Annotated in this window: 19 protein-coding genes; 12 read left to right on the top strand and 7 right to left on the bottom strand. The window is 51.9% G+C overall.

From position 1 onward, the window contains the following. Positions 1 to 90 precede the first annotated feature (90 nt). From H6585_04850 to H6585_04825, 6 genes are all read left to right on the top strand, one after another. Positions 91 to 441 (top strand): TfoX/Sxy family protein, encoded by a 351-nt coding sequence (locus H6585_04850; protein MCB9447657.1) that lies wholly within the window; start codon positions 91 to 93, stop codon positions 439 to 441. Between the two features lie 167 nt (positions 442 to 608). Beyond that, a complete protein-coding gene (locus tag H6585_04845; GenBank protein ID MCB9447656.1) occupies positions 609 to 1547 on the top strand; it encodes a DUF2167 domain-containing protein in 939 nt (312 codons plus the stop codon). A gap of 1025 nt (positions 1548 to 2572) precedes the next feature. Beyond that, positions 2573 to 4201, top strand: a complete 1629-nt coding sequence (locus H6585_04840; protein ID MCB9447655.1) for an acyl-CoA carboxylase subunit beta — start codon at positions 2573 to 2575, stop codon at positions 4199 to 4201. A 6-nt stretch (positions 4202 to 4207) separates the two neighbouring features. Then, positions 4208 to 4660 (top strand): DinB family protein, encoded by a 453-nt coding sequence (locus H6585_04835; GenBank protein MCB9447654.1) that lies wholly within the window; start codon positions 4208 to 4210, stop codon positions 4658 to 4660. Positions 4661 to 4741: 81 nt separating this feature from the next. Beyond that, the gene (locus tag H6585_04830) at positions 4742 to 5830 is read left to right on the top strand and encodes a ketoacyl-ACP synthase III (GenBank protein ID MCB9447653.1); all 1089 of its coding nucleotides are present in this window, start codon (positions 4742 to 4744) and stop codon (positions 5828 to 5830) included. 168 nt (positions 5831 to 5998) lie between these two features. After that, positions 5999 to 6613: a hypothetical protein gene (locus tag H6585_04825; GenBank protein MCB9447652.1), complete on the top strand. Its 615-nt coding sequence runs from the start codon at positions 5999 to 6001 to the stop codon at positions 6611 to 6613. On the opposite strand, the gene H6585_04820 is transcribed toward H6585_04825, so the two are convergent. The 7 genes from H6585_04820 to bcp all read right to left on the bottom strand — a co-directional run bounded on the left by H6585_04820 (position 6570) and on the right by bcp (position 13938). Beyond that, positions 6570 to 7070, bottom strand: coding sequence for a hypothetical protein (locus H6585_04820; protein ID MCB9447651.1), 501 nt, complete (start codon positions 7068 to 7070; stop codon positions 6570 to 6572). The two genes, H6585_04825 and H6585_04820, sit on opposite strands and share 44 nt — an antisense overlap. 212 nt (positions 7071 to 7282) lie before the next feature. After that, positions 7283 to 8269, bottom strand: coding sequence for a tetratricopeptide repeat protein (locus H6585_04815; GenBank protein MCB9447650.1), 987 nt, complete (start codon positions 8267 to 8269; stop codon positions 7283 to 7285). A 384-nt stretch (positions 8270 to 8653) separates the two neighbouring features. Next, entirely contained in the window at positions 8654 to 9331 is a 678-nt protein-coding gene (locus H6585_04810; GenBank protein ID MCB9447649.1) for a hypothetical protein, read from the bottom strand. A 201-nt stretch (positions 9332 to 9532) separates the two neighbouring features. After that, positions 9533 to 10216: a hypothetical protein gene (locus H6585_04805; protein MCB9447648.1), complete on the bottom strand. Its 684-nt coding sequence runs from the start codon at positions 10214 to 10216 to the stop codon at positions 9533 to 9535. A gap of 80 nt (positions 10217 to 10296) precedes the next feature. Further along, on the bottom strand, positions 10297 to 12090 hold the full coding sequence (locus H6585_04800; protein MCB9447647.1) for a hypothetical protein: 1794 nt from the start codon (positions 12088 to 12090) through the stop codon (positions 10297 to 10299). 297 nt (positions 12091 to 12387) lie between these two features. Then, positions 12388 to 13425 carry a recombinase RecA gene (gene recA, locus H6585_04795; GenBank protein MCB9447646.1) on the bottom strand — a complete coding sequence of 346 codons (1038 nt, stop codon included), beginning with the start codon at positions 13423 to 13425 and terminating at the stop codon, positions 12388 to 12390. A gap of 54 nt (positions 13426 to 13479) precedes the next feature. Further along, entirely contained in the window at positions 13480 to 13938 is a 459-nt protein-coding gene (gene bcp, locus H6585_04790; protein ID MCB9447645.1) for a thioredoxin-dependent thiol peroxidase, read from the bottom strand. A 193-nt stretch (positions 13939 to 14131) separates the two neighbouring features. On the opposite strand from bcp, the gene H6585_04785 reads away from it, so the two are divergent. The 6 genes from H6585_04785 to H6585_04760 all read left to right on the top strand — a co-directional run bounded on the left by H6585_04785 (position 14132) and on the right by H6585_04760 (position 23684). Beyond that, positions 14132 to 14914 (top strand): DUF4919 domain-containing protein, encoded by a 783-nt coding sequence (locus tag H6585_04785; protein MCB9447644.1) that lies wholly within the window; start codon positions 14132 to 14134, stop codon positions 14912 to 14914. Between the two features lie 951 nt (positions 14915 to 15865). Continuing rightward, positions 15866 to 17347, top strand: coding sequence for an aminotransferase class V-fold PLP-dependent enzyme (locus tag H6585_04780; protein MCB9447643.1), 1482 nt, complete (start codon positions 15866 to 15868; stop codon positions 17345 to 17347). Between the two features lie 44 nt (positions 17348 to 17391). Next, positions 17392 to 18012: a recombination protein RecR gene (gene recR / locus H6585_04775; protein ID MCB9447642.1), complete on the top strand. Its 621-nt coding sequence runs from the start codon at positions 17392 to 17394 to the stop codon at positions 18010 to 18012. Between the two features lies 1 nt (position 18013). After that, entirely contained in the window at positions 18014 to 19993 is a 1980-nt protein-coding gene (locus H6585_04770; protein ID MCB9447641.1) for a glycosyltransferase, read from the top strand. A 217-nt stretch (positions 19994 to 20210) separates the two neighbouring features. After that, on the top strand, positions 20211 to 21575 hold the full coding sequence (locus H6585_04765; GenBank protein ID MCB9447640.1) for a 2-oxo acid dehydrogenase subunit E2: 1365 nt from the start codon (positions 20211 to 20213) through the stop codon (positions 21573 to 21575). Between the two features lie 66 nt (positions 21576 to 21641). Beyond that, positions 21642 to 23684: an OmpA family protein gene (locus H6585_04760; GenBank protein MCB9447639.1), complete on the top strand. Its 2043-nt coding sequence runs from the start codon at positions 21642 to 21644 to the stop codon at positions 23682 to 23684. Positions 23685 to 23693 lie beyond the last annotated feature (9 nt).

The following is a 23693-nucleotide window of genomic DNA, read 5'->3' as shown; positions in this document are numbered from 1 at the left end:
TACCTATACAGGCAACATTCCATCAACAACATTTACCTATCTTACCAACCGAAGTATAAGTTACGAACTCATAACGCCACACCTACCCCTATGGCCTACAACGAATTTCTCGCCGACCGGATCCGGAATATACTCCGCGACCAAAAGACCGCCTTTGAAGAAAAGAAAATGATGGGCGGACTCTGCATCATGGTGGATGATAAGATGTGTATCGGCGTTATGCAAGACGAACTCATGGCTCGGGTGGATCCCGACAACAAAGACACCTTGCTCAAGAAAAAAGGCGCCCGCATCATGGATTTCACCGGCAAACCCATGAAAGGGTTCCTCATCATCAATGCTTCCGGCATCGATAATGAAACCGATCTCTCCTTCTGGGTAAACGAATGCCTGGCATTTAATCCGAAAGCAAAATCGAGTAAGAAGGGGAAAGGTAAATGACTCACTGCGTTCGTGTCAATAGGCTACGCGGTCAATGGCTCCCTCCGGTTGCGTCAATGGCATCCCACCATCAAAGATCCACCTGCACCATATCTACCACACACACTCCGGTCGGATGCACCATTTTCAAATCAGCACATGAACAAATTATCAAATTAAATCCCTCCATGAAAAAAACCTCCTTCCTTTCCATCTCCCTCTCCCTCTTCATCAACCTTGCGGCTGCCGACGGCGACACGGTTTCCCTCTCTACCGATTCACTGGGTATCAACCTGGACTCACTGATCCGCAGCTACGCCCAGGAGATGGATTCCATCGAAAGCTCCCTCCATTACAAACAAGGGAAAATCATCCTCGGTGACGGCATAGCTACCATCAACGTACCCGATGGTTACAGATTCCTTGAATCGGAGGAAGCCGAACGCGTGCTCGTTGATGTCTGGGGCAATCCCAAAGACGACACTCCTCCCCTCGGCCTGCTGGTGCGCGCTGAACACGGCGTAACAAGTCCCGACTCATGGGCATACACCGTAGAATACGACCCCATGGGCTACGTCAAAGACGATGACGCCGATGACATCAACTACGACGACCTCCTGAAAGAACTCAAACAAGACGCCCAGGAAGCCAACAAACAACGCGTACAAATGGGATACGACCCCATCGAAATGATCGGCTGGGCCTCTCCTCCCTATTACGACAAAGACCGCCGCATCCTCCACTGGGCCAAAGAAGTTCGTTTCGGTGAAGAAGAAGAAAACACCCTCAACTACAACGTTCGCATCCTCGGCCGCAAAGGCGTGCTGGTGGTCAACGCCATCTCCGGCATGAGTTTGATCGACAGCGTGAAAGCAGACATCCCCAGCCTCTTCAGCATGATCGAATTCACCCCGGGTAATACCTACCTCGACTTCGACCCCGACGTGGATCAGGTAGCCGCATGGACCATCGGCGGTCTCGTTGCCGGGAAACTTCTCGCCAAAGTCGGCTTCTTCGCCATCATACTGAAATACCTGAAGTTCATCGCCATCGCTGTAGCCGGCGCCTTCTCGTTCATCTGGAAACGCATCAGAGGACAAAAAGACGAGCCAGCGAAAGAGTCGTAAGTCGTTAGTCACAAGTCTTTAGTTTTTTTGAAGCGGTACGCTTATCGTTCTGCCCAACAGCCGTCCCGCTATCCGCTGTACCCGCCCGGACTTTTTGATGCGGGAAATCAACTGACTCCAATGGTTTTTGGGCCTCGCCCGCCATAGCTTCAGCGAAGGCGGGTGCCACTCCTATCGGGGCTATGTTGCAGGCGTTCCGTCGTTGTCGCAGTTGAGAGACGGTAGATATTAGATGGCATGCCGCCCAATCCCTAATTTCTAATCCCTAATTCCTCATTCACCAAAGGCATTGCGCCCAAATACCACGGATACCAACTTACGACCAAAGACTAAAGACTTACGACTATTTGTGGCGTACCTACGGCACGCTGCATTCTTTTTCACGAATCACTTTGCTACCAATGTGTTGCTCCTACAGAGCAATGCGCATCGTCACATGAAAAGATATTTCGACTAACACATTCCTAATTCCTAATCCCTAATCCCTAATTCACCAAAGGCATTGCGCCCAAATACCACGGATACCAACTTACGACTAAAGACTATAGACTTACGACTATTTGTGGCGTACCTACGGCACGCTGCATTCTTTTTCACGAATCACTTTGCTACCAATGTGTTGCTCCTACAGAGCAATGCGCATCGTCACATGAAAAGATATTTCGACTAACACATTCCTAATTCCTAATCCCTAATCCCTAATTCACCAAAGGCATTGCGCCCAAATACCACGGATACCAACTTACGACTAAAGACTATAGACTTACGACTATTTGTGGCGTACCTACGGCACGCTGCATTCTTTTTCACGAATCACTTTGCTACCAATGTGTTGCTCCTACAGAGCAATGCGCATCGTCACATGAAAAGATATTTCGACTAACACATTCCTAATTCCTAATCCCTAATTCCTCATTCATCAATGGTATTGCGCCCACATACGCCGAATGCCAACTTACGACTAAAGACTATAGACTTACGACTATTTTTTCCGTACGTTTGCTTCCATGACAAAAGTGGAAACATTGGACCTGACATTCAACAAGAACGAGGATGCCATGCGCATGCTCCTTACCCGCCTGCGCAAAAAACACGAGGAAGTCTCCCTCGGTGGCGGCAAAGCCAAAATCGAGAAACTACACGAGCAAGGCAAGCTGACCGCCCGCGAACGCATCGAGAAACTGATCGACCCCGGTAAACCCTTTTTCGAAGTCGGCGCCTTCGCCGGCGACGGCATGTATGAAGAACACGGAGGTTGTCCCTCCGGTGGCGTGGTGACTGGTATCGGCTACGTCAGCGGACGCCAGTGCATGATTGTAGCCAACGATGCCACCGTCAAAGCCGGCGCCTGGTTCCCGATCACCGGGAAGAAAAACCTGCGGGCACAAGAGATCTCCATCGAAAACCGCCTGCCGATCATCTACCTGGTTGACAGTGCCGGCGTATACCTGCCCATGCAAGATGAGATCTTCCCTGACAAAGAACACTTCGGACGCATTTTCCGCAACAACGCCATCATGTCTTCCCACGGCATCATCCAGATCGCCGCCATCATGGGCAGTTGCGTAGCCGGAGGCGCTTACCTCCCCATCATGTCAGACGAGGCCATGATCGTGGATAAGACCGGCACCATCTTCCTCGCCGGCTCTTACCTTGTAAAGGCCGCCATCGGTGAAGACATTGATAACGAAACACTGGGCGGCGCCACCACCCATTGCGAAATCTCCGGGGTGACCGACTACAAATGCAAGAATGATGAGGATTGCCTGCAAAGGATCCGCAACATCATGGACAAGGTGGGCCACTTTGAAAAAGCCGGCTTTGACCGCGCCGAACCCCAACCACCTGCCAAAGACCCCAAAGAAATCTACGGCATCATGCCCGACGGCCGCGAGAAACCTTATGAGACGATGGAAATCATCGAACGCCTGGTAGACAATTCAGATTTCGAAGAATACAAAGCCAGCTACGGCAAAACCATCCTCTGCGGTCTCGCCCGTATCGATGGCTGGTCGGTAGGCATCGTGGCCAACCAACGAAAAGTGATCAAGAACAAGAAAGGCGAAATGCAGTTCGGCGGCGTCATCTACTCCGACTCTGCCGACAAGGCAGCCCGCTTCATCATGAACTGCAACCAGAAAAAGATCCCCTTGGTTTTCCTGCAGGATGTGACCGGCTTCATGGTCGGCTCCCGCTCGGAGCAGGGCGGTATCATCAAAGACGGCGCAAAAATGGTGAATGCCATGTCAAACAGCGTGGTGCCCAAGTTCACCGTGATCATGGGTAACTCCTTCGGCGCCGGCAATTATGCCATGTGCGGAAAAGCTTATGATCCCCGGCTGATTGCCGCATGGCCCACGGCACAAATCGCCGTAATGGGTGGCGCACAAGCCGCCAAAACGTTGCTGCAGATACAGGTAAGTGCCCTCAAAAGCAAAGGCCAGGAAATCGATGAAAAAGAAAAGAACGAACTGCTGAAAACCATCACCGACAGGTACAATTCGCAGATGTCACCTTACTATGCCGCATCCCGCCTGTGGGTAGATGCCATCATCGACCCGTTGGAGACCCGCAAGATGATCTCCATGGGTATTGAAATGGCCAACCATGCACCCATCACGCGGGCGTTCAACCCCGGCGTATTGCAAACCTGATTCGTCATGGACGCCAAACACATGCTCCGCGACCTGCTCGTATACCACGATCATTTCAATCGTGCGATATTGGAGTTGTTGATCGCACATCAAGATCGGGTGGATGAACGCGCCCACCCCCTGTTCTGTCACATCCTGAACGCACAACGAATCTGGAACAACCGACTCCGGGGAAAAACATCTTCATCTCCCTTTGAAACGTTTCCGTTGGAAAACGCCCTCGTTGTTCAGGAAGAGAACCATCGCACCACCCTTTCCCTGTTGGGAGATATGGATCCGAACGCAGTCATCTCCTATCAAAACACCAAGGGGCAATCGTTTCAAAACACAGCTGGCGACATCCTCCTCCATGTATGCAACCACACCACCCACCACCGGGCCCAAATCGTGTCGATGCTTCGTGCTGCAGATATCACACCACCTGTTTCCGACTACATTTTCTTCAAACGGGGCTTCTGACCTTTTCCAAATAAATCAGCTAGAACGCTGGTATTCTCATTATTTAAAGAGATATTTGTCCTTACCCGATTCCAAAATACTTTGACTACACCCACTGTAAACTCAATCATCACAGGCACCGGGAGCGAGATCCCGAAAACTGTCATTCCCAACGAACATTTCCTTCGAAATACTTTCTACTACGATTCCGGTGAGCTCATGCAAAAGCCCGTATCTGAGATCGTACAGAAGTTCTTCGAGATCACGGAGATTGAGGAAAGAAGGTATGCCGAACCCAACCAGGTGGCATCCGATCTCGGACTATTGGCAGCGAAGAAAGCCATCGCTTCGGCCGGTATTGATAAAGAATCGCTGGACTACATCATCGTGGCCCATAACTTCGGAGATGTGGATGCCAACAACATGCGCTCCGACCTCGTCCCCACCATTGCATCCCGCATCAAGCAAAATCTTGGAATTGTTAATCCCTATACCGTCTCCTATGACGTTCCCTTCGGATGCCCTGGGTGGCTGCAGGCACTGATCCAGGCCCACTACTTCATCCAATCGGGCGAAGCCAAAAAGGTACTGGTAATCGGTACGGAAACGCTGTCACGTGTCAGCGACCCCCACGATGTCGACAGCATGCTCTATTCAGACGGCGCAGGTGCCGTTGTGGTGGAAGCCCGGGAAGGCGAAGAAAAAGCAGGCATCCTTCACCACCTGACCCGATCAGACACCATTGACCACTGCCAGCTCCTGAAAATGAGCCGCTCCTATAACAATGAAGTGGACCCGAAGGCCATCTTTCTGAAGATGAACGGACGCAAGCTTTACGAATACGCGCTGAACCATGTACCCCAAACGGTGCAAAGCTGCCTTAACAAAGCAGGTTTGGGCCTCGCCGACATCAGCAAGGTATTGATGCACCAGGCCAACGCCAAAATGAACAAAGCCATCCTGTTACGCCTGTTCAAACTATACAACTACGAAGAAGCCGATGAGAATACCATGCCGATGACCATCTCAAAACTCGGCAACAATTCCGTGGCCACGCTGCCCATCCTGCTCGACCTACTGCTCACTGAAAAACTCAACGGCCACCGCATCCATCCCAACCAGTACATGGTGTTCTCTTCGGTAGGCGCCGGCATGAATGTGAATACAGTGGTGTACAAGATGCCCGGTTGATGTGACAATGTGGTGATGTGACAGTGTGAAAATGGGGGATCCCGCCAAAGATGAATAACATTCACCGCAAGTACCAGTTGACGCAATGCATACGTACGTCGGAACCAACTTGAGACTTGAAACTCGCCACTTGAGACTATTTATAGGTTCACATAGGCTACATGAATCATGAATCGCCTGACCCGGGACGACATCCAACTGTTGTTCGACGAAGCCCTGATCCGCGCCAAGAACAATGCCCTCACCCACCTCTTACAGGACATGCAGCACGTTCGCGATCAATGGATTCTCCATTGCCGCCAAAACCTATTGAACATACCTGAACCCCTTACCTCATGGAACGCCAAGATTCATCGCGGCGAGAACCACCACGGCCTGCCCTGGATGGCATGGGATTACCCTGCCCTGATGACGACGGAAGACATCTTCACCTTCCGGACCATTTTTCTGTGGGGACAAGGTATTACGTGCACCCTGCAACTCCAGGGCCACAGGCTGGAGCAACTGCGCCCTGTTCTGGAATCATCACAGGCAGCATTCGGTGAGAACTGGCAAATGGCCATGGGCAGGGACCCGTGGGAACATCGGTTTGTGGCACCGCACTACGAACCGGTGGCATCCTTATCTTCCGAAGCATGGAAAAAGAAAATCCAGCTTGATGCCTTTGTCAAGATCGGCAGGAAGCTGGATGGCATGGAACTTTCAGGAATGGAATACTTCGTAAAGGAAACAGGGGAAACTATTCTTTCCCTGGTCTTCCCGGCGCATCATCCTCTACATTGATATCAGGATCACGCTTGATCACCTCTTCGTCAGAGAGTGATTCTCCGGGCATATCGCGTTTCAGCGCTTTGTCCAGGTCTTCATCAGATGGCATGTTTCCCATCATCCCCTCTTCTTCCCCGTTGACCTCGAACTCCGGACGTACAGTGCCTTTATTGGCACGAATGGCCCGGATAGCCAACAGACGCGCACGACGTGAATGATGAATGGCCCGCAGGGGTTTGTTCTGCATCAGCAACCGGCGGGCCAGTTTCTGGTGGGCAATGCCCTTCGCCAGGTCACCGGTGAAGTTGCGGTTTTCTTTCACTTGTTGACGGGCATACAGGATCGCCACATTGGTTCTGCGCAGGAACTTCCTCGCGGCAATGCGGCTCACAGCTCTTTGCGCGGAAGCGGTATCAGGTGCAACCACGCTGGCTACCAGAAGGAAAAACAGGAGGAATTTCAGGTACTTCATGATTCCGGGTTTATCTCCTCATCCCAAAATATCATGCCAAAGTGCATTGAACAAAGAGGAGCATTCTTATGCCACGAAGGCACAAAGTCACAAAGGCAGGATGGATCTGCATCCGTTCCGTAGGGATAAGAGCCAATGTTTGCATTGTATTTAACCAACAAAACAATCTTCGTGTCTTTGTGCCTTTGTGGCTATACCAAATTCTCCCTGAACTAAAATCCCAAACGCCGCAATCCGTCCGTGGCCAATTGGAACGTGGCGTCCTTCTTCAGCACAGCCGAGTATATCTCCACGGCCTTATCGTCAAAGCCCAGCATCTCATCGCAATACCCGATCATGTACTCTGCCTTCAGATAGGTGCTGTCTACCTTCAGTGCGTCTTCAAAAAAGCCTTTGGCCAGCGCATATTTCTTGAACTCGTTCGCATAGATATAGCCGAGGTTGTAATGGGTTTGCAGGTGCCTGGAATCCTGTGTAAGGATCTGGTTATAGACTTCCAGCGCCTGGTTCACATGGCCGTTTTGCTGGTAGAACATGGCCTTCCCGTACATGGCCTCTATGCTCACAGGGTCCAGCCGGAGGGCGTTGTCGTAGTAATCGATCGCCAACGGATTGTGCTGAATACCGCTCAGAAGGCCCAGTTGCATGTAGGCATCATAGTAATCGGGGTTCTGCTCCACCGCCGTCTGGAAGCTGGAGATGGCCTTGGCGGTATCACCAAGCATCTTAAAGTCGAGCCCTTTCAGCATGTAAGCCTTCGACTGGTGTTTGTCGATCTTCAGTACCTGGTCGGCATACTCCACCGACTTGGGATAACCCTTCACATAGAGGTACAACTCGGCCAGTTTCAGCAGGGCCTCCACGTGGTCGGGTTTGAGGCGCACGCACTTCTCAAAGGCATCACGCGACTGGCGCGTTTGGTTGATATGGAAATAGGCTTCACCGGCAGTGAAATACACATCGGCCTTGGTGGAGTCCAGCTTCAGCGAACGGTCGATGTCTTTGATGGCGGCTTCGTAGAGCCCGCTCTCCGCTTGCATTTTCGAACGTTGGTAGTACAACGAAGCATCGTTCGGGTTATCCAGTATCTTCCGGTTGAGCGTCTCCAGGTCCGACACAGGCTGGTCTTTCTCAGTCGACGGGTTACATGCCGCCAGCCATACACACAGGGGCAGCATCCATATCAGCAGTTTTTTCATGGAGGCAAAGTAAGCAAATGATGTGGTAATGTGATAGTGGTTATTTGGTTATTGGTTATTGGTTATTGGTTATTGGTCAATGGTCAATGGTCAATGGTCAGTGGTCAATAGAAAGGCCGGACACCATTGACGCGACCGAAGGGAGCTTTTGACAGCGCAGCTTATTGACGCAAACGGAGGAAGTCAATGGTCAGTGGCCAGTGGCCAATAGAAGAGCCCGGCACCATTGACGCGACCGAAGGGAACCATTGACCAAATCGCAAGGTACTGGCGCGGATTTGAAAATGGGCGTTTGTCCAAGGGGGGCGATCCTCCCTATTCCAAATTCCTAATTCCTAATTCCTAATTCCTAATTTCTAATTTCTAATTTCTAATTTCTAATTTCTAATTACCAGTTGCCCACTTCACCGTTTCCACCGCATCCATCCACTGATCACGAATGGCGCCGGACAGTTCAACCTGGAAATAGTGCTCGAAGTCGTACAGCATATCAGTCGCTTCCTTAACATTGTTCAATGCCATCACCTCAAGCCGGCCCAGTATTTCCTCGATGCTTCCCGGGTAAAGCTTACCGGTGCCTTTGAGGCCGCGCATTTCTTTCAGGTAAGGCCCTGTCCTGGCGGTATCCATCTCTGTCGGCTCGTAGGCAGGTGTCTTTGGCGCAACCTGCACCTGGTCGCCTTTGGCATAGATTCGTTGGTTTCCCACAACCACCTGTTTCCATTCCCACTTTTCCCCCACAGGTAGAAACCGCAGCTCGGAGATCGTCAATCCGCCCTTTTCATTTTTCAGCATGCAGGTTCGGGCAATCCCATATTGTGCCAGCGACGCACCCGTGGCGCAATTGAACACGTCAAATTCCGAAACCATGATCTCCTCTTCACTCAAGCCCTTCTGCTCAAACCCGCATACCGCGAGGATCACACCGTTGTCCAGACCGACGGTTAACAAAGGGGTATCCTCCTCCCTGGAGCCGATACCGGCAAAGCAGGTGCAGTCATCGGATTGGGCGAAAGCGGAGAGGGAGAGAAAGGTGAAGAGGATGGTGAGGGAGCGGGGCATGGGAATGTGGGAATGTGGGAATGTGATAATTTGAAAATTTGATAATGGGGCGATGTGCTAATGTGCTGATTTGAAAATGGGGCTGCCGGGCAAAGATGAGCAATGGTTCTTTATTTGTCATTTTAATTACCAATTGACACAAACGAAGCAGGCATTTATATCATAACGGAAGTGAAATTATCACAACCACATTTTCGGAACTCATCTCAAGGAAACCGTCACTTTTCTTTTGCCTGTCAAAGTCAATGCATTGTTGATCCACCGGTGCGTGAGCATCACCAAATGTTGCTCACCATTTACCGAATCGTATCCATCCCACTCTTCTGTGAAAACCACATTCGAATCGGTATCCGGTCGCAAGTTGGCCAGTTCTTTTGCCTCAGGGTGCAATTGCAGTTCTTTTGTTTTCGGATCAACAATCAACAGATGCCCCCGAGACATGGCCCAACCATTTGATACCGTTACCTGAATAAACACATCATTCTGTCCATCAAAATTATAATCCTTAAACATAACATCAAACTCAACAGGAAATGCATCCAGACCGTGAACGCCATCTATCAATTGCCAACCATCGGGCCCGATGGTGTACACGCAAACGTCATACATGCTATCCGCAGGACATATCACCGCCAGTGCATATTTTTTATGTTCATCAAGAAAATACCCCGATTTAAAGTACAAGAAGGGATCGCGCTGATCCACCTGCATGGTATCCACGCTTATGGACTTGTTAAGTAATGCCTCCAGGATGACCGCATCGTTTGTGACGGAGGTATCCGCATCCATAAGGCTTGCTGCGGCATGTTCATCCGTACCCGATGATTCGCATCCGAAAAACGCCCCCACCAAAACCAGCAAAACGGCAACAACGCTGTAATTCATGCTTCGCGGATGTTTGAATGATTAGTTTCTAACCTCTATCTTTTTATACATGGCGCCTGGTTTGAGACACAAGAATGCATTCAGAAGATATTCATCTGTTCCATCAGCATGGTTGCATTCATGTTTTGACATACCCCATCCCTGTACGTATAGTCGAATTTCATTTCATTGTTCTCCATCTCAATTTCAAAGGCGATGTTCCGGATTTGTCCGGGATGAACAGCACTCAACCGGGTCAGGTCCACGTCGTGGGTGGCGATCATGCCCACACCGTTCAACCGGATGATGTTTTCAATGAGCTTACTTGCCCCCGAATGCTGGTCGCGGGAGTTGGTTCCTTTCAGTATTTCATCCAGCATGATGTAGGACATTTTGTTTTGCTTCACCTGGTCTACGATGAATTTGAGTCGCTTCAGCTCGGCAAAAAAGAACGACGTGTGCCGTTGCACCGAATCATTCGTTCGCATGCTGGTGAACAACTTTACAGGGGTAAAAGCGAACCTCTCCGCACACACGCATGTGCCTGCCATCGCCAGCACCAGGTTAACACCAATCATTCGCAGGAATGTGCTCTTACCCGCCATGTTGGCGCCGGTGATCAGGAGAAGGTTCGGACTGCCCTTCTGAACAAGGTCATTGGTTACAAGGCCCTCCCGATCCAGCAACGGATGCCCGCCTTTGCTCACCTCCAGATGAAACATGTCGGCATCAAGAACTTCAGGCACGTCATAGCCGGGATGGTTATACATGAAACCTGCCAGGCTTGAACATGCATCGAATTGCGCAATGGCGTGGATCCATTCCGGGAACATCTCACTGAATTCATCCACCCACTTTTCAATCTGGTACATGTAATTGATATCCCAAAGAAACAGCCCGTTCAATATACCTGCCAGCACCATGTTCAATCGGTTGTCGAGTTGATCCACCAGCCTGATCAGCCGGGCAAAAGACGCTGACGGCCCTTGATCATTCCGGAATGTCTTCCTTTTGATGGCAACCAGGTATTCCGAACTGAATTCTTCCTGTTCGATCGTTTCCATCAGGCGATAGAACTTTCTCAGGGTTGCCAGATTTTTGTGGATGAGCTGATGCCGCATGTTCACATACTTGAGGTGCTGACCGGTCAGCATCAACTGCAATGAGGAAAGTATCACCGGCAAATGAACCGGGACCAGTCCGACCGCCCACACAACCCATGCTGCCAGCGTAACAGCCGGAACCAGCTTGCGGATACGTGCATAGAATTTATTACCATAGAAAGTGTTCGGCACACCCAACCAATACTCAATCTGTCCGCGATCAGATGGTGATTCAACGGTGAGTTGTCCGACTGCCTGAAACCTCTGCCTCCATTCGATTTTGCCGGACAGCTCAATAACTGCTTTTTGCCGGGCGATGATTTCCTCCTTATCCGTGCACAAGTTTGTCAGGCATCCGGCAAGGGTCTCATTTCCGTGGCGGGTGCTGGTTCTGTTTAACATCTGAAATATGGAACCATCCCCGAATATGTCCATGTCGTATGAATAAGGATGCTCCGGATCCATATATTCCTTACCATTTCCAAACGAGGATATATCGCCGGCCAACGCTTTCACCTCGTTTCGATTGATCTTTAGCAACTCTTCCTTATATCTCTTCTCCTCTTTCAGTGCAGTGGTGGCTTTCACCAGGAATACAAATATGCCAACAGCCAGTACCAGTCCGCTCCAAAGCAACAGGTTGCTCTCCCGGAACAGCAACACGATGCAGGTGATTGCCATGCCGGCCAACATCAGCCTGAACAAGGAAATCCTTTCAACTTTTCCTGTGATTTGCCCGACCGAAGTGGTCAGTTCATTGATTTGTTTTTCGTAGTAATCGCCCGGTGACATATATAAGTTGTACAGTTTAACAACGGCCTCCCGGCCTCTGGCAGCGCAGATTTACACGCTGTACTTATCGCACACCGAAAGTACCAAATCCAACTGCCCGCTGTCGCGGATTTGTAATCCGTGACCAAAGTACCAAATCCTCCACAACCCGTGCATCCGTCTACCAACAAAAAACCCTTCACACCGGCGGCGTGAAGGGTTGGAAAAGGTACGGAGTTGTAAGAGGGTAATTCCGTAAGGAGGTAAAGAAGTAATCAGGTAAGAAGGTAAAGAAGTAAGGGGGTGACTGGAACCGTGTTACTTTCCTTCTTCTTCCTTCGCGATGACTTCCTTGATTTTGTTTTCGATCTCTTCGGCGAGTTCGGGGTTGTCGCTCAGCAATTGCTTCACGGCATCGCGGCCCTGGCCGAGTTTGGTGCCTTCATAACTGAACCATGATCCGCTTTTCTGGATGATGTTCTTGTCGGTACCCAGATCGATCAGCTCTCCCGTTTTGGAGATACCGGCGCCGAACATGATGTCGAACTCGGCGGTACGGAACGGCGGCGCCACCTTGTTCTTCACCACCTTCACCTTGGCGCGGTTACCGGAAGCGTTCTCACCGTCTTTCAACTGGCTGGTGCGACGGATATCCAGGCGGATGGACGCATAAAACTTGAGCGCGTTACCGCCTGTGGTGGTTTCGGGGTTGCCGAACATCACGCCGATCTTCTGGCGAAGCTGGTTGATGAAGATGCAGCAGCATTTGGTTTTGCTGATGGTGGCAGTGAGCTTACGCAGTGCCTGCGACATCAGGCGGGCCTGGAGACCCATCTGCGAATCACCCATCTCCCCTTCGATCTCGCTGCGGGGCGTGAGCGCCGCTACCGAGTCGATCACGAGGATGTCGATGGCGCCGGAACGGATGAGGTTATCAGCGATTTCGAGGGCCTGCTCACCGTTGTCGGGTTGGGAGATCAGGAGGTTCTCGATGTCCACGCCCAGCTTCTGCGCATAGAAGCGGTCGAACGCGTGCTCTGCATCGATGATGGCTGCGATGCCGCCGCGCTTCTGTGCTTCGGCGATGGCATGGATGGCCAGGGTGGTTTTACCGGAAGACTCCGGACCATAGATTTCAATGATGCGGCCCTTGGGGTAGCCGTTCACACCCAGGGCAATGTCGAGGGTCAGTGAGCCGGAAGGGATGACTTCCATTTCTTCCACGGCGGAATCGCCCATGCGCATGATGGCACCTTTGCCATATGTTTTTTCAAGCTTGTCGAGCGTCAGTTGCAGCGCTTTCTGCTTGTTCGCGTCGATCTTGTCTTCGGTCTTTTTTTCTACAGCGGTGGCCATATATCTGTTGGGTTAGGATGAAATACTTGGTATTGGTTTGAATGTCAGCCGAAGCTATCCCGACATGCTTTCAAGGACCTGGCTGGTATGCTCGGCCGTGTTCACATCGGTGATCACCTCTTCGATGATACCGGTCTCGCCGATCACGAATGTGGTGCGGATGATGCCATCGTATTCGCGACCCATGAACTTCTTGGGCCCCCACACGCCATAGGCGTTGATGGTTTCCTTCTCGGTGTCGGCGAGCAAAGGGAACGGCAGGTCGAACTTGACGGCGAACTTCTTGTGGCTTTTCACCGTGTCGGCGCTCACGCCCACCACGGCAAAGCCCTTCTTCAACAGCATGTCGTAATTGTCGCGCAGGTTGCAGGATTCCGCCGTGCAACCCGGTGTATCATCTTTGGGATAAAAATACAGCACCACTTTCTTCCCCTTGAAATTCTCCAGGGAGATGGCATTGCCATCCTGATCCTTACCGGAAAAAACGGGCGCTTTGTCACCTGGCTTCAACATCTTTTCAATTGCATTTGAATCGCCCGGAAAAGCATGTTTTCCGGGGAAAAGTTCATAAAATGATTGATCTACAAAGTAGGCGAAAAGCCCGGCGAATACCAACCCCGCCAACAATAAGTTATTAACATCGGTGCATCCCCGTGCGTAACAATCTGCTAACTTGGGGCACAACTGTAATCCGTATCATTGCCCCGTGAAAAAACTTACATTCATCGGCCTGCTGGCACTCATCGTGCAAACCGCCTCCGCCCAGAAGTTCGCCTTTTCTTATTCAGATGATTTCAACCGCCTGCGCACCGAAGCCGCCGCGCCCGAACAGGCCGGTGTGAACCAGCAGAACCTGGACCGGTTCGTCGCCGCCGACACCACCCTGAAAGACGAAGAAGTTTTGAAGCTGCTGATCGCCCAGACCACCCGTAGCAACTACCAACCCTACAACCTGGCCTTTACCGAGGTGCAAACCGGAAAACTCAATGAAGAAGGAAAATTTGCGGAAGCACTTGCGCTGTGTGATTCCATCCTGCAGATTTTCCCGTTTTCCACCAAAGCCCTCATCGAAGGTTCCTTTGCCTGCTTCAAACTGAACAAGCCCGACTCCAGCCGCAACCTGGCGATCCGCTTCAACCGCATCATGCGCGCCGTCGCCCGCAGCGGCACCGGCACCGACCCCGAGCATGCCTTCTTCGCCCTGAGCCCCATGGACCCTCCCCTCTTTATCTCCCGCTTCCTGGATGCGAAAGTCGGCGATATCACCACCACCCGCGACATCCACAACCTGCAGGTAGACATGGTGGAAATGAAATGGCCCGACCCCTCCACCGGCCAACCCCAAAGCCGTGTCCTCTATTTCTACATCGACCACGCCGCACAAACCATGTCCAAAGATGTGAAGTCGGCTTCCGAGCAGAAAGAGTCACCCGCCCCACAACCTGAGATCCCCAACACCAAGAAGAAGTCCGGAAAAAAGGAAAAGTGAAGAAGGCGGTCCGGTTTTTCAAACAAACAACCGTCGGGCTATTCGCTGCAAGTCCGTCCCTCACCCATGCCTTCACACTGCGGGCTTTCCGCTGCTATCCCGTCTAACTGGCACGTGCCCCGGCGTTGCTTCAATGCACGATGGATTCTATTCCTACACATATCCTGATGTTAATCCGTTATGCCGTTTATGCTATAAACCTATTACCCCTCCGGGGTAAGGCATTGCCACTTGCCACTTGCTTGCCCGCCGAAGCTATGGCGTAGGCGGGAAACTCACTGTGGCGTACCTACGGCACGCCTGAATCTCCCGTTGAACCACATACCACCAATGTATTGCTCCTATGGAGCAAGTCTTTCCACCAATCCAGGACCGCCAACTTACAAGTGAAGAATCCATCTTCAGAGAAGGTGACTTTATTGAAAAGAGGGCAAAACCCTCAAACTAAAAGAATGCCACAAAGGCTCTAAGGCACGATACTTTGCTTTGCTAAACCTTCCTTCGTGACTTTGTGCCTTGGTGGCTATACCAAATTCTCCCTGAACTAAAATCCCAAACGCCGCAATCCGTCCGTGGCCAAGAGGAATTTCAGGTACTTCATGATTCCGGGTTTATCTCCTCATCCCAAAATATCAGGCCAAAGTGCATTGAACAAAGAGGAGCATTCTTGTGATGCCACGAAGGCACGAAGGCACCAAGACACCAAGGAAGGACGGATCTGTCATCCGTTCCGTAGGGATAAGAGCCAATGTTTGCATTGTATTTAACCAACAAAACAATCTTCGTGTCTTTGTGCCTTGGTGGCAAAAAAAATCCGGCGGAGCCTGCGGTGCATGACCACCATCTAAGACCGCGGGTTTGCAAGTTGAACTAAAGACTTCTTCCTATCTTTACCCCCGCCCAAAACCCCTCTCATTCCCATCAAATAACCGCAGCAAGCTGCTGCACGCCATGACACATACATCCGCCAACGACACCATCGCCGAACGCCTGCAACAACTGGAATGCATCGCCCTGCAACTGGAAACGCCCGCGACCGACCGCAAAACGGTCACCGACGCGGTGATCCACTACGCCGAAAACTTTCTCGATTCACTGGAAGACAAGAAGGCCTATGTGATCAGCGAAGAGAAAGGCGCCGGTATCACCAGCCTCCCTGTCAGCGAATCCGGGCACGACATCCGAACCCTGCTTCACCTGCTCGAAACACAGGTGGATGAACCCGGCCTGAACCCGGCTTCCGGCGGCCACCTCGGCTACGTTCCGGGCGGCGGCGTTTACTATTCAGCCCTGGGCGACTTCCTCGCCGATGTCACCAACCGGTACGCCGGCATCTTCTTCGCTTCCCCCGGCGCCGTACGCATGGAGAACATGATGATCGAATGGCTGGCCGGATTCCTCGGATACCCGGAAACCTGCGGCGGCAACCTGGCCTCCGGCGGCAGCATCGCCAGCCTGATCGCCATCGTAACCGCCCGCGATGCCATGGAGGTGAAAGCACGCGACATCGAACGCTCGGTTATCTACCTGAGTCCACAGGTACACCATTGCCTGTACAAAGCCATCCGCATCGCCGGACTGCACGAATGCATCGTGCGCCACCTGCCGCTCGACGAAAGGTTCCGCATCCGGCCCAATAAGCTTGCGGAACAGATCGCAAAAGACAAGGCAGACGGACTCAAACCCTGGCTGGTCATCGCCTCCGCAGGTACCACCGACACCGGCGCCATTGATCCGCTCACGGAAATTGCCGGCATCGCCAAAAAGGAAAACCTATGGTTCCACATCGATGCTGCCTATGGCGGTTTCTTTGCCCTGTGCGACCAGGGACGTGAATTATTGAAAGGCATGGACCTGTCGGATTCCATCGTAGTGGATCCACACAAAGGCATGTTCCTTCCTTACGGACTCGGAGCTGTGTTGGTAAAAGACAGGAAGAAGCTGATGGCCTCTCATTACTACATCGCGAATTACATGCAGGACGCCCACCGCGGCGCCGACATCGATTCCCCCGCCGACCTCTCACCCGAACTCACCAAGCACTTCCGCGGCCTGCGCATGTGGCTGCCCCTGCAGCTGCTGGGCGTGCAACCGTTCAGGGCCGCCGTGGAAGAAAAGATGTTGCTGGCCCGCTACTTCCACAACGAGATCAGCCAATGGGAAAACATGGAAGTGGGCCCAACACCCGACCTGTCAGTGGTGGTGTTCCGCTATGTACCTACATCCGGAGATGCCGACGCTTTCAACCAGGCGGTAATGGACCGTGTATTGCAGATCGGCAGGTTCTTCTTCTCAACCACCCGCATTGACGGGAAGTTCATGCTACGCGTTTGCATTCTATCCTTCAGAACACACAGAAAAATGATGGATGAAGCATTGGCCATCCTGAAGGAACAGATCGCGCAATTGGAACGTGAACAGGCCGTTGTGTAGGTCCGGCAATCCTCGTATTTTTGCCCAACTAGCGACCGGACACATTGGAGAATCAATCATCTTATCTTTTCGAAGAAGCAGTGCTGGCTTTCAGCAAGCTCCCGGGCATCGGCAAGAAATCGGCCATCCGTATGGTGCTGCATCTGCTGCGTCAGGATGCGGAGGAAATGGAAGCCTTCGGACAGGCTGTGCTGAACCTGCGCCATGGAGTCAAGTACTGCCGCTCCTGCCACAACATGTCCGACGGCGAACTGTGCCACATCTGCAAAGACCCCATGCGCGACGGTCACACCATCTGCGTGGTGGAAAACCTGCGTGATGTGCTGGCCATCGAAAACACCCGCCAGTTCAAAGGACGCTATCACGTGCTGGGCGGCATCATCTCACCCATGGATGGTATCGGTCCGGCCGACCTGAATATCGAAGACCTGGTGGAAAAAGCGGCGAAGGGCGAAGTGTCGGAGATCATCATGGCACTCAGCACCACGATGGAAGGAGATACCACCAATTTCTACCTTTACAAACGACTCAAAGATCACGGCGTTCGCGTATCCACACTGGCCCGTGGCGTTTCCATCGGCGACGACCTGGAGTTTGCCGACGAGACCACGCTCGGACGCTCACTGTCGCACCGCATACCTTACGAAGACCTCATAGGAAGATAGCATATCCGCCATGAAACTCTCCGTCATCATCGTCAACTACAACGTTAAGTTCTTCCTGGAACAATGCCTGATGTCTGTGCAAAAAGCCGCAGCCGGACTCGACGTGGAAGTATGGGTGGTGGACAACAACAGCGTAGACGGATCCATGGCCATGGTACGCGAGCGTTTTCCGTGGGTGAAATGCATCAACAACAAACAGAACGTGGGGTTCAGTCGCGCCAACAACCAGGCAATCCGTGAATCCTCAGGCGAATACATCCTCCTCCTGAACCCCGATACGGTGCTGGAGGAAGACACCCTTTCCAAATCCGTCAGCTTCATGGACGCCCACCCCGATGCGGGCGGACTGGGCGTGAAGATGGTGGATGGCAATGGCAAGTTCCTGCGGGAGTCGAAACGCAGTCTGCCCACCCCTTCGGTTGCGTTTTACAAGATTTTCGGCCTGTCGACCCTGTTCCCGAAATCAGCCATCTTCTCACGTTACCACCTGGGTCACCTGGACGAGAACAAAACCCACAAGGTAGAGATCCTGGCGGGAGCCTATATGATGCTGCGCAAGGAAGCGCTGGACAAAACCGGCCTGCTGGATGAGTCGTTCTTCATGTACGGGGAAGACATTGACCTGTCGTATCGCCTGATCAAAGCCGGGTATAAAAACTACTACCTGCCCGAGACGCGTATCATTCACTACAAAGGGGAAAGCACGAAAAAGAGCAGTGTGAATTATGTGCTGGTGTTTTACAAGGCGATGATCATCTTCGCCAGGAAACATTTCTCCCAGAAGAACGCGCGGGTGTTCAGCACACTCATTCATACCGCCATTTACCTGCGCGCCTTCACCGCCATCGTCACACGGCTGGTGAAAGCCGCCCTACGCCCGCTTGCCGACGGGCTGCTTATCTGGTCGGGCCTTGCCCTGATGGCACCGTACTACGCATCACATGTACAATTTCCCGAAGGCGGCAGTTATCCCGACTTCTTTGGCAACATCATGCTGCCAGCCTATACGCTGATATGGATTTTGTCTCTGGCCCTCAACGGGGCTTACAGGAAACCCGCCAGGGCCATCCGGATTGTGAGGGGCATCGCCTCCGGCACACTTGCCATCCTCGCATTGTATGCGCTGCTCGACAAACAATACCAGGTATCCAGGGCCATGATCCTGATTGGATCCGCATGGGCATTCGCCGTGGTTTTCGGCGTGTTCCTGATCCGGTCGCTGTTCAAAGGAAGCGGATGGAGCCTGGATGAAGACAGGCCCCGCCAGGTGCTGGTGATCGGCAATGAAACGGAAGCCAGGCGCGTGAGAGGACTCCTGGAACAAACCCCCTCCCGTGTGCATATCCTGGGTTTTGTACTCCCGGACGAAAATACCAGGGATACATCTGGACTGAATTACCTCGGCTCCATCCAGCAACTGCGTGAACTGGCAATCATTTATAAAGCAGACGAGGTCATCTTCTGCTCCCAGGACCTGACCGCCCATCACATCATCGACACCATGTCTGCACTGGACGGTATGGACGTGCAGTTCCGCATCGCACCGCCGGAAGCGCTCTTCATCATCGGCAGCCAATCGATCGAAGCGCCTACGGATCTGTACGTGATCGACGTCAACTCGCTCGCACAGGTGTTCAACCGCCGCAACAAACGTTTCGCTGATGTGGCATCCGCCATTGTGCTGCTTGCACTGACTCCTTTCACCTGGTTCATGGTGAAAGGTCCGCGCGGCTACCTGAAGAACATTTTCCAGGTACTAACCGGTAAAAAAACATGGGTGGGCTACCATCCAAACGCTGGTGACGCCGGCAACCTGCCCAGGCTGAGACCGGGCATCCTCACTCCTTCCGATGCCTTACGGGAGAAATCGCTTCAACCCCAAACCCTGCAGGAACTGAACATGCTGTACGCACGTGATTACAGTGTTTCCCACGACCTGGCAATCATGCTGAAAGGATTTGCATACCTGGGACGACAATAGTTAATGTGTGGATGTGCCAATTTGAAAATGGGCATCCGACCGATGGATATCTATCAGGGGACTTTGGACTTGCTTGCCCGCCGAAGCTTTGGCGTAGGTGGGAGACTTGCGACTTAATGAGCTCATTGTCACGGCCTGTAGGCAATGAAAACAGGGTTGGTATTCCGAAATAATCGGTTATTTTTGCATGTACCATATTTTCAATGAATGTAGTGTTATGGCAAATGTAGAAGTTCTCATGCCCAAGATGGGCGAAAGTGTAGCGGAAGCCACCATCACCAAGTGGTTGAAAGAAGAAGGGGAAATGGTGGAATTGGATGAACCGCTTCTGGAAATAGCAACGGACAAAGTAGATTCGGAAATACCTTCTCCCTACGAAGGTGTTTTAAGCAAAAAACTTTTCAAGGAAGGTGATGTGGTGCAGGTAGGCAAACCCATTGCTGTGATAGGCAGTGAATCAGCCGCAAGTCAGCCCTCACCTGCTGCCGCACAAGCACCGGCCGATGAAGTACCGGCACAACCGGCTCCGGCAGCTCAGACAATGGAAACGCCTGCTGTTGCGGAAACATCCCACGTCAGTCATGCTGCCACACCCGCCCGTTCAGGCGACCGCTTTTACTCACCCCTGGTGAGAAACATCGCGCGACTGGAAGGCATTGGGATTGATGAGTTGGATGCCCTGGAAGGAACCGGCGTGAACGGCCGGGTAACCAAAAAAGACCTGCTCGCCTATCTGCCGGTACGGAAAAGAGGAAGGGTACAACCTACTGCCAATGGCAGCGCATCACATGTTGAAACAGCCCCCGCTGCACCACCTGCTCCGGCAGCCAAACCTGCGGCTCCCGCCCAGGCACCTGCTGTTTCGGTAAGCGGCGACGACGAAGTGATTGAAATGGATCGGATGCGCAAGCTCATCGCCGACCATATGGTGATGTCCAAGCATACATCACCGCACGTAACCTCGTGTGTGGAAGCGGATGTGACCAACATCGTGTTGTGGCGCGAGAAAATGAAAAAACATTTTGAGAAAAAAGAAGGTGAAAAGCTGACCTTCACCCCGATCTTCATCGAAGCCCTGGTGAAAGCCATCAAGGACTTTCCGTTGATCAACATATCGGTGGACGGCCAGCGCATCATCGTTAAAAAGAACATCAACATCGGTATGGCCGCGGCACTGCCTTCGGGCAACCTCATTGTACCGGTGATCAAAAATGCGGACCGCATGAACCTGCTGGGACTTACCAAAGCGGTGAATGACCTGGCCAACCGCGCACGTATCAACAAGCTTCAACCCGATGAGATCCAGGGAGGCACGTACACGCTCACCAATGTGGGCACCTTCGGAAACGTGCTGGGAACCCCCATCATCAACCAACCCCAGGTAGCCATCATGGCAACCGGTATCATCAAGAAAAAACCGGTGGTGATAGAAACACCGTCGGGAGACACCATTGGTATCCGCCACATGATGTTCCTCTCCCATTCTTATGACCACCGGGTGGTAGACGGCGCACTGGGCGGAAGCTTCGTACGTCGCGTAGCCGATTACCTGGAGCAATTTGATATGAATCGGGAAATTTAACAATTACAGCCCGGCGAGAAGGATCACCAGGGAGTTGACCGGGTATTTGTGGTTCACATACATCAAATGAAACATACATCACTCCGATCCTTCCGATATATAGCCACGGTTCTTTGCCTCCCGTTCATGGCATTGGCCCAGGATGAAGATCCGAAAGCACTCTTCGACAAAGCCGAATCGTACATTGAGTACCTGGATTTCCAGCAGGCACTACCCTACTACCTGAGGTTGATCAAGACCGATCCGGAGAACGCCAACTTCAACTACAAGGTGGGCATGTGTTACCTGCATTCCCCATCCGACCAAGGCAAGGCCATCCCCTACTTCAAAAAAGCGATCCTGCATACCACGCCGAAATACCATGTCAACAGTTTCAAGGAAACCAACGCACCTGATGACGCCTTCTATTATGTGGCACAAGCTTTCCACCTGGGCAATCAGATTGACAGCGCGCTGTATTACTACGACAAGTTCAAACCCCTGATCGAAGAAAAGGTACCCCACCTGCTCCCCGAAGTGGCCCGGCAAGTGAAGATGTGCCAGAACGCAAAACAATTGATGGCAAACCCCGTGAAGATCGACATCACAAACCTGGGGTCCACCATCAACACATCGTTTCCTGAATACGGACCCGTTCTATCCGTAGGCGAAGACGTGTTGATCTTCACCTCCTGCCGGGAGGGAAGCACCGGTGGCTACCTGACGGACGACGGGTATTTTTATGAGGACATCTACATCTCCAACAAAGAAAATGGCAAATGGACCCAGCCGGTAAGCATAGGTACCAACATCAATACAAGTGGAAATGAAGCCACCATCAGCCTTTCCGCCGATGGACAGGAACTGTTCATTTATAAAGATGACAACGGGGACGGCAACATCTATGTGAGCAAACTCAACGGCGATCAATGGTCTGCACCGGAAAAGCTCGGCCCTACCGTTAACACATCTTACCTGGAGACTCATGCCTCCATGACGCCGGACGGGAACCGCCTTTTCTTCGCAAGCGACCGCCCCGGTGGTTTCGGTGGTCTTGACATATACATGGTACAGAAACTTCCCACCGGCGAATGGAGCATGGCCCAAAACCTCGGTCCTAAGGTGAATACACAATATGATGAGGACGGCCCTTTCATTCACCCGGATGGAGTGACCCTGTACTTTAGCTCGGAAAGCGAAAGCAGCATGGGCGGGTTTGACATCTTTTCCTCATCATGGGACGAAGTGACACAATCATGGGGAAAACCAAAAAACATCGGATACCCCATCAACACAACAGCAGATGATCTTTTCTTCGTGATGACAGCCGACGGCAAACGCGCTTATTACTCTTCCGCCACCGAGGAAGGGTATGGCGACCGTGATATTTACATGATCCAGTTCGCCAGTCATGAAGAAACAGGCCTCACGGTGATGAAGGGAACGGTGCAAATCGGTGAATCAGGCAGGATACCCGAAGATGCGAAAATCACGGTGAGGGACCTTGAATCAAAGGAAGTACTAGGAGAATACACGCCCAACAAAAAATCCGGCAAATACCTGCTGATCCTGCCTCCGGGAAAGAACTACACGGTATCGTTCGAAGCACAAGGGTACATGACGCACAGCGAAAACCTGTTCGTTCCTCCCAAATCCACCTACAAGGAACTGAACAAACCCATCAAGCTCAACAACCTTGTGGTGCGCGACAAACTGGAATTGCGAAACATATATTTCGAGTACAACAGCGCCAAACTGACCAAAGACTCCGAGAAGGAACTGGACAAACTCTACGATTTCCTAACCACCAACACCAAGCTGGTTATCTCGGTTCAGGGACATACGGATAACAAGGGGAATGAAAAATACAACCTGGAACTTTCACAAAAAAGAACCGAGTCGGTGAAGAAATACCTGGTAAAAAAAGGCATCTTTGCAGCCAGGATCCGTGCGAAAGGTTTTGGTTCATCCCAGCCGATCGCAAAAAACACGAACGCGGACGGAAGTGACAACGAAAAAGGAAGGGCCCTCAACCGAAGGATTGAAATCATTATCATTGGGGGCGAAAACGAGTTTGATGTTGTAAAAAAAGACGAAGTACCGGAAGAATTAAAAATCAACCCAGAATAAGAAGGGAAT

Source organism: Flavobacteriales bacterium (assembly GCA_020635855.1).
Classification (GTDB): Bacteria; Bacteroidota; Bacteroidia; order JACJYZ01; family JACJYZ01; genus JACJYZ01.
This window is presented reverse-complemented; position numbering and strand designations above follow the sequence as displayed.

Bases quoted from the DNA above. Each gene is read 5' to 3' on its own strand.
- H6585_04780 (MCB9447643.1), top strand. From the start codon at position 15,866: ATGACACATACATCCGCCAACGACACCATCGCCGAACGCCTGCAACAA.
- H6585_04820 (MCB9447651.1), bottom strand. From the start codon at position 7,070: ATGAAGTACCTGAAATTCCTCCTGTTTTTCCTTCTGGTAGCCAGCGTG.
- H6585_04850 (MCB9447657.1), top strand. From the start codon at position 91: ATGGCCTACAACGAATTTCTCGCCGACCGGATCCGGAATATACTCCGC.
- H6585_04810 (MCB9447649.1), bottom strand. From the start codon at position 9,331: ATGCCCCGCTCCCTCACCATCCTCTTCACCTTTCTCTCCCTCTCCGCT.
- H6585_04760 (MCB9447639.1), top strand. From the start codon at position 21,642: ATGAAACATACATCACTCCGATCCTTCCGATATATAGCCACGGTTCTT.
- H6585_04835 (MCB9447654.1), top strand. From the start codon at position 4,208: ATGGACGCCAAACACATGCTCCGCGACCTGCTCGTATACCACGATCAT.
- H6585_04845 (MCB9447656.1), top strand. From the start codon at position 609: ATGAAAAAAACCTCCTTCCTTTCCATCTCCCTCTCCCTCTTCATCAAC.
- H6585_04815 (MCB9447650.1), bottom strand. From the start codon at position 8,269: ATGAAAAAACTGCTGATATGGATGCTGCCCCTGTGTGTATGGCTGGCG.
- recA (MCB9447646.1), bottom strand. From the start codon at position 13,425: ATGGCCACCGCTGTAGAAAAAAAGACCGAAGACAAGATCGACGCGAAC.
- H6585_04805 (MCB9447648.1), bottom strand. From the start codon at position 10,216: ATGAATTACAGCGTTGTTGCCGTTTTGCTGGTTTTGGTGGGGGCGTTT.
- H6585_04825 (MCB9447652.1), top strand. From the start codon at position 5,999: ATGAATCGCCTGACCCGGGACGACATCCAACTGTTGTTCGACGAAGCC.
- bcp (MCB9447645.1), bottom strand. From the start codon at position 13,938: ATGTTGAAGCCAGGTGACAAAGCGCCCGTTTTTTCCGGTAAGGATCAG.
- H6585_04765 (MCB9447640.1), top strand. From the start codon at position 20,211: ATGGCAAATGTAGAAGTTCTCATGCCCAAGATGGGCGAAAGTGTAGCG.
- H6585_04800 (MCB9447647.1), bottom strand. From the start codon at position 12,090: ATGTCACCGGGCGATTACTACGAAAAACAAATCAATGAACTGACCACT.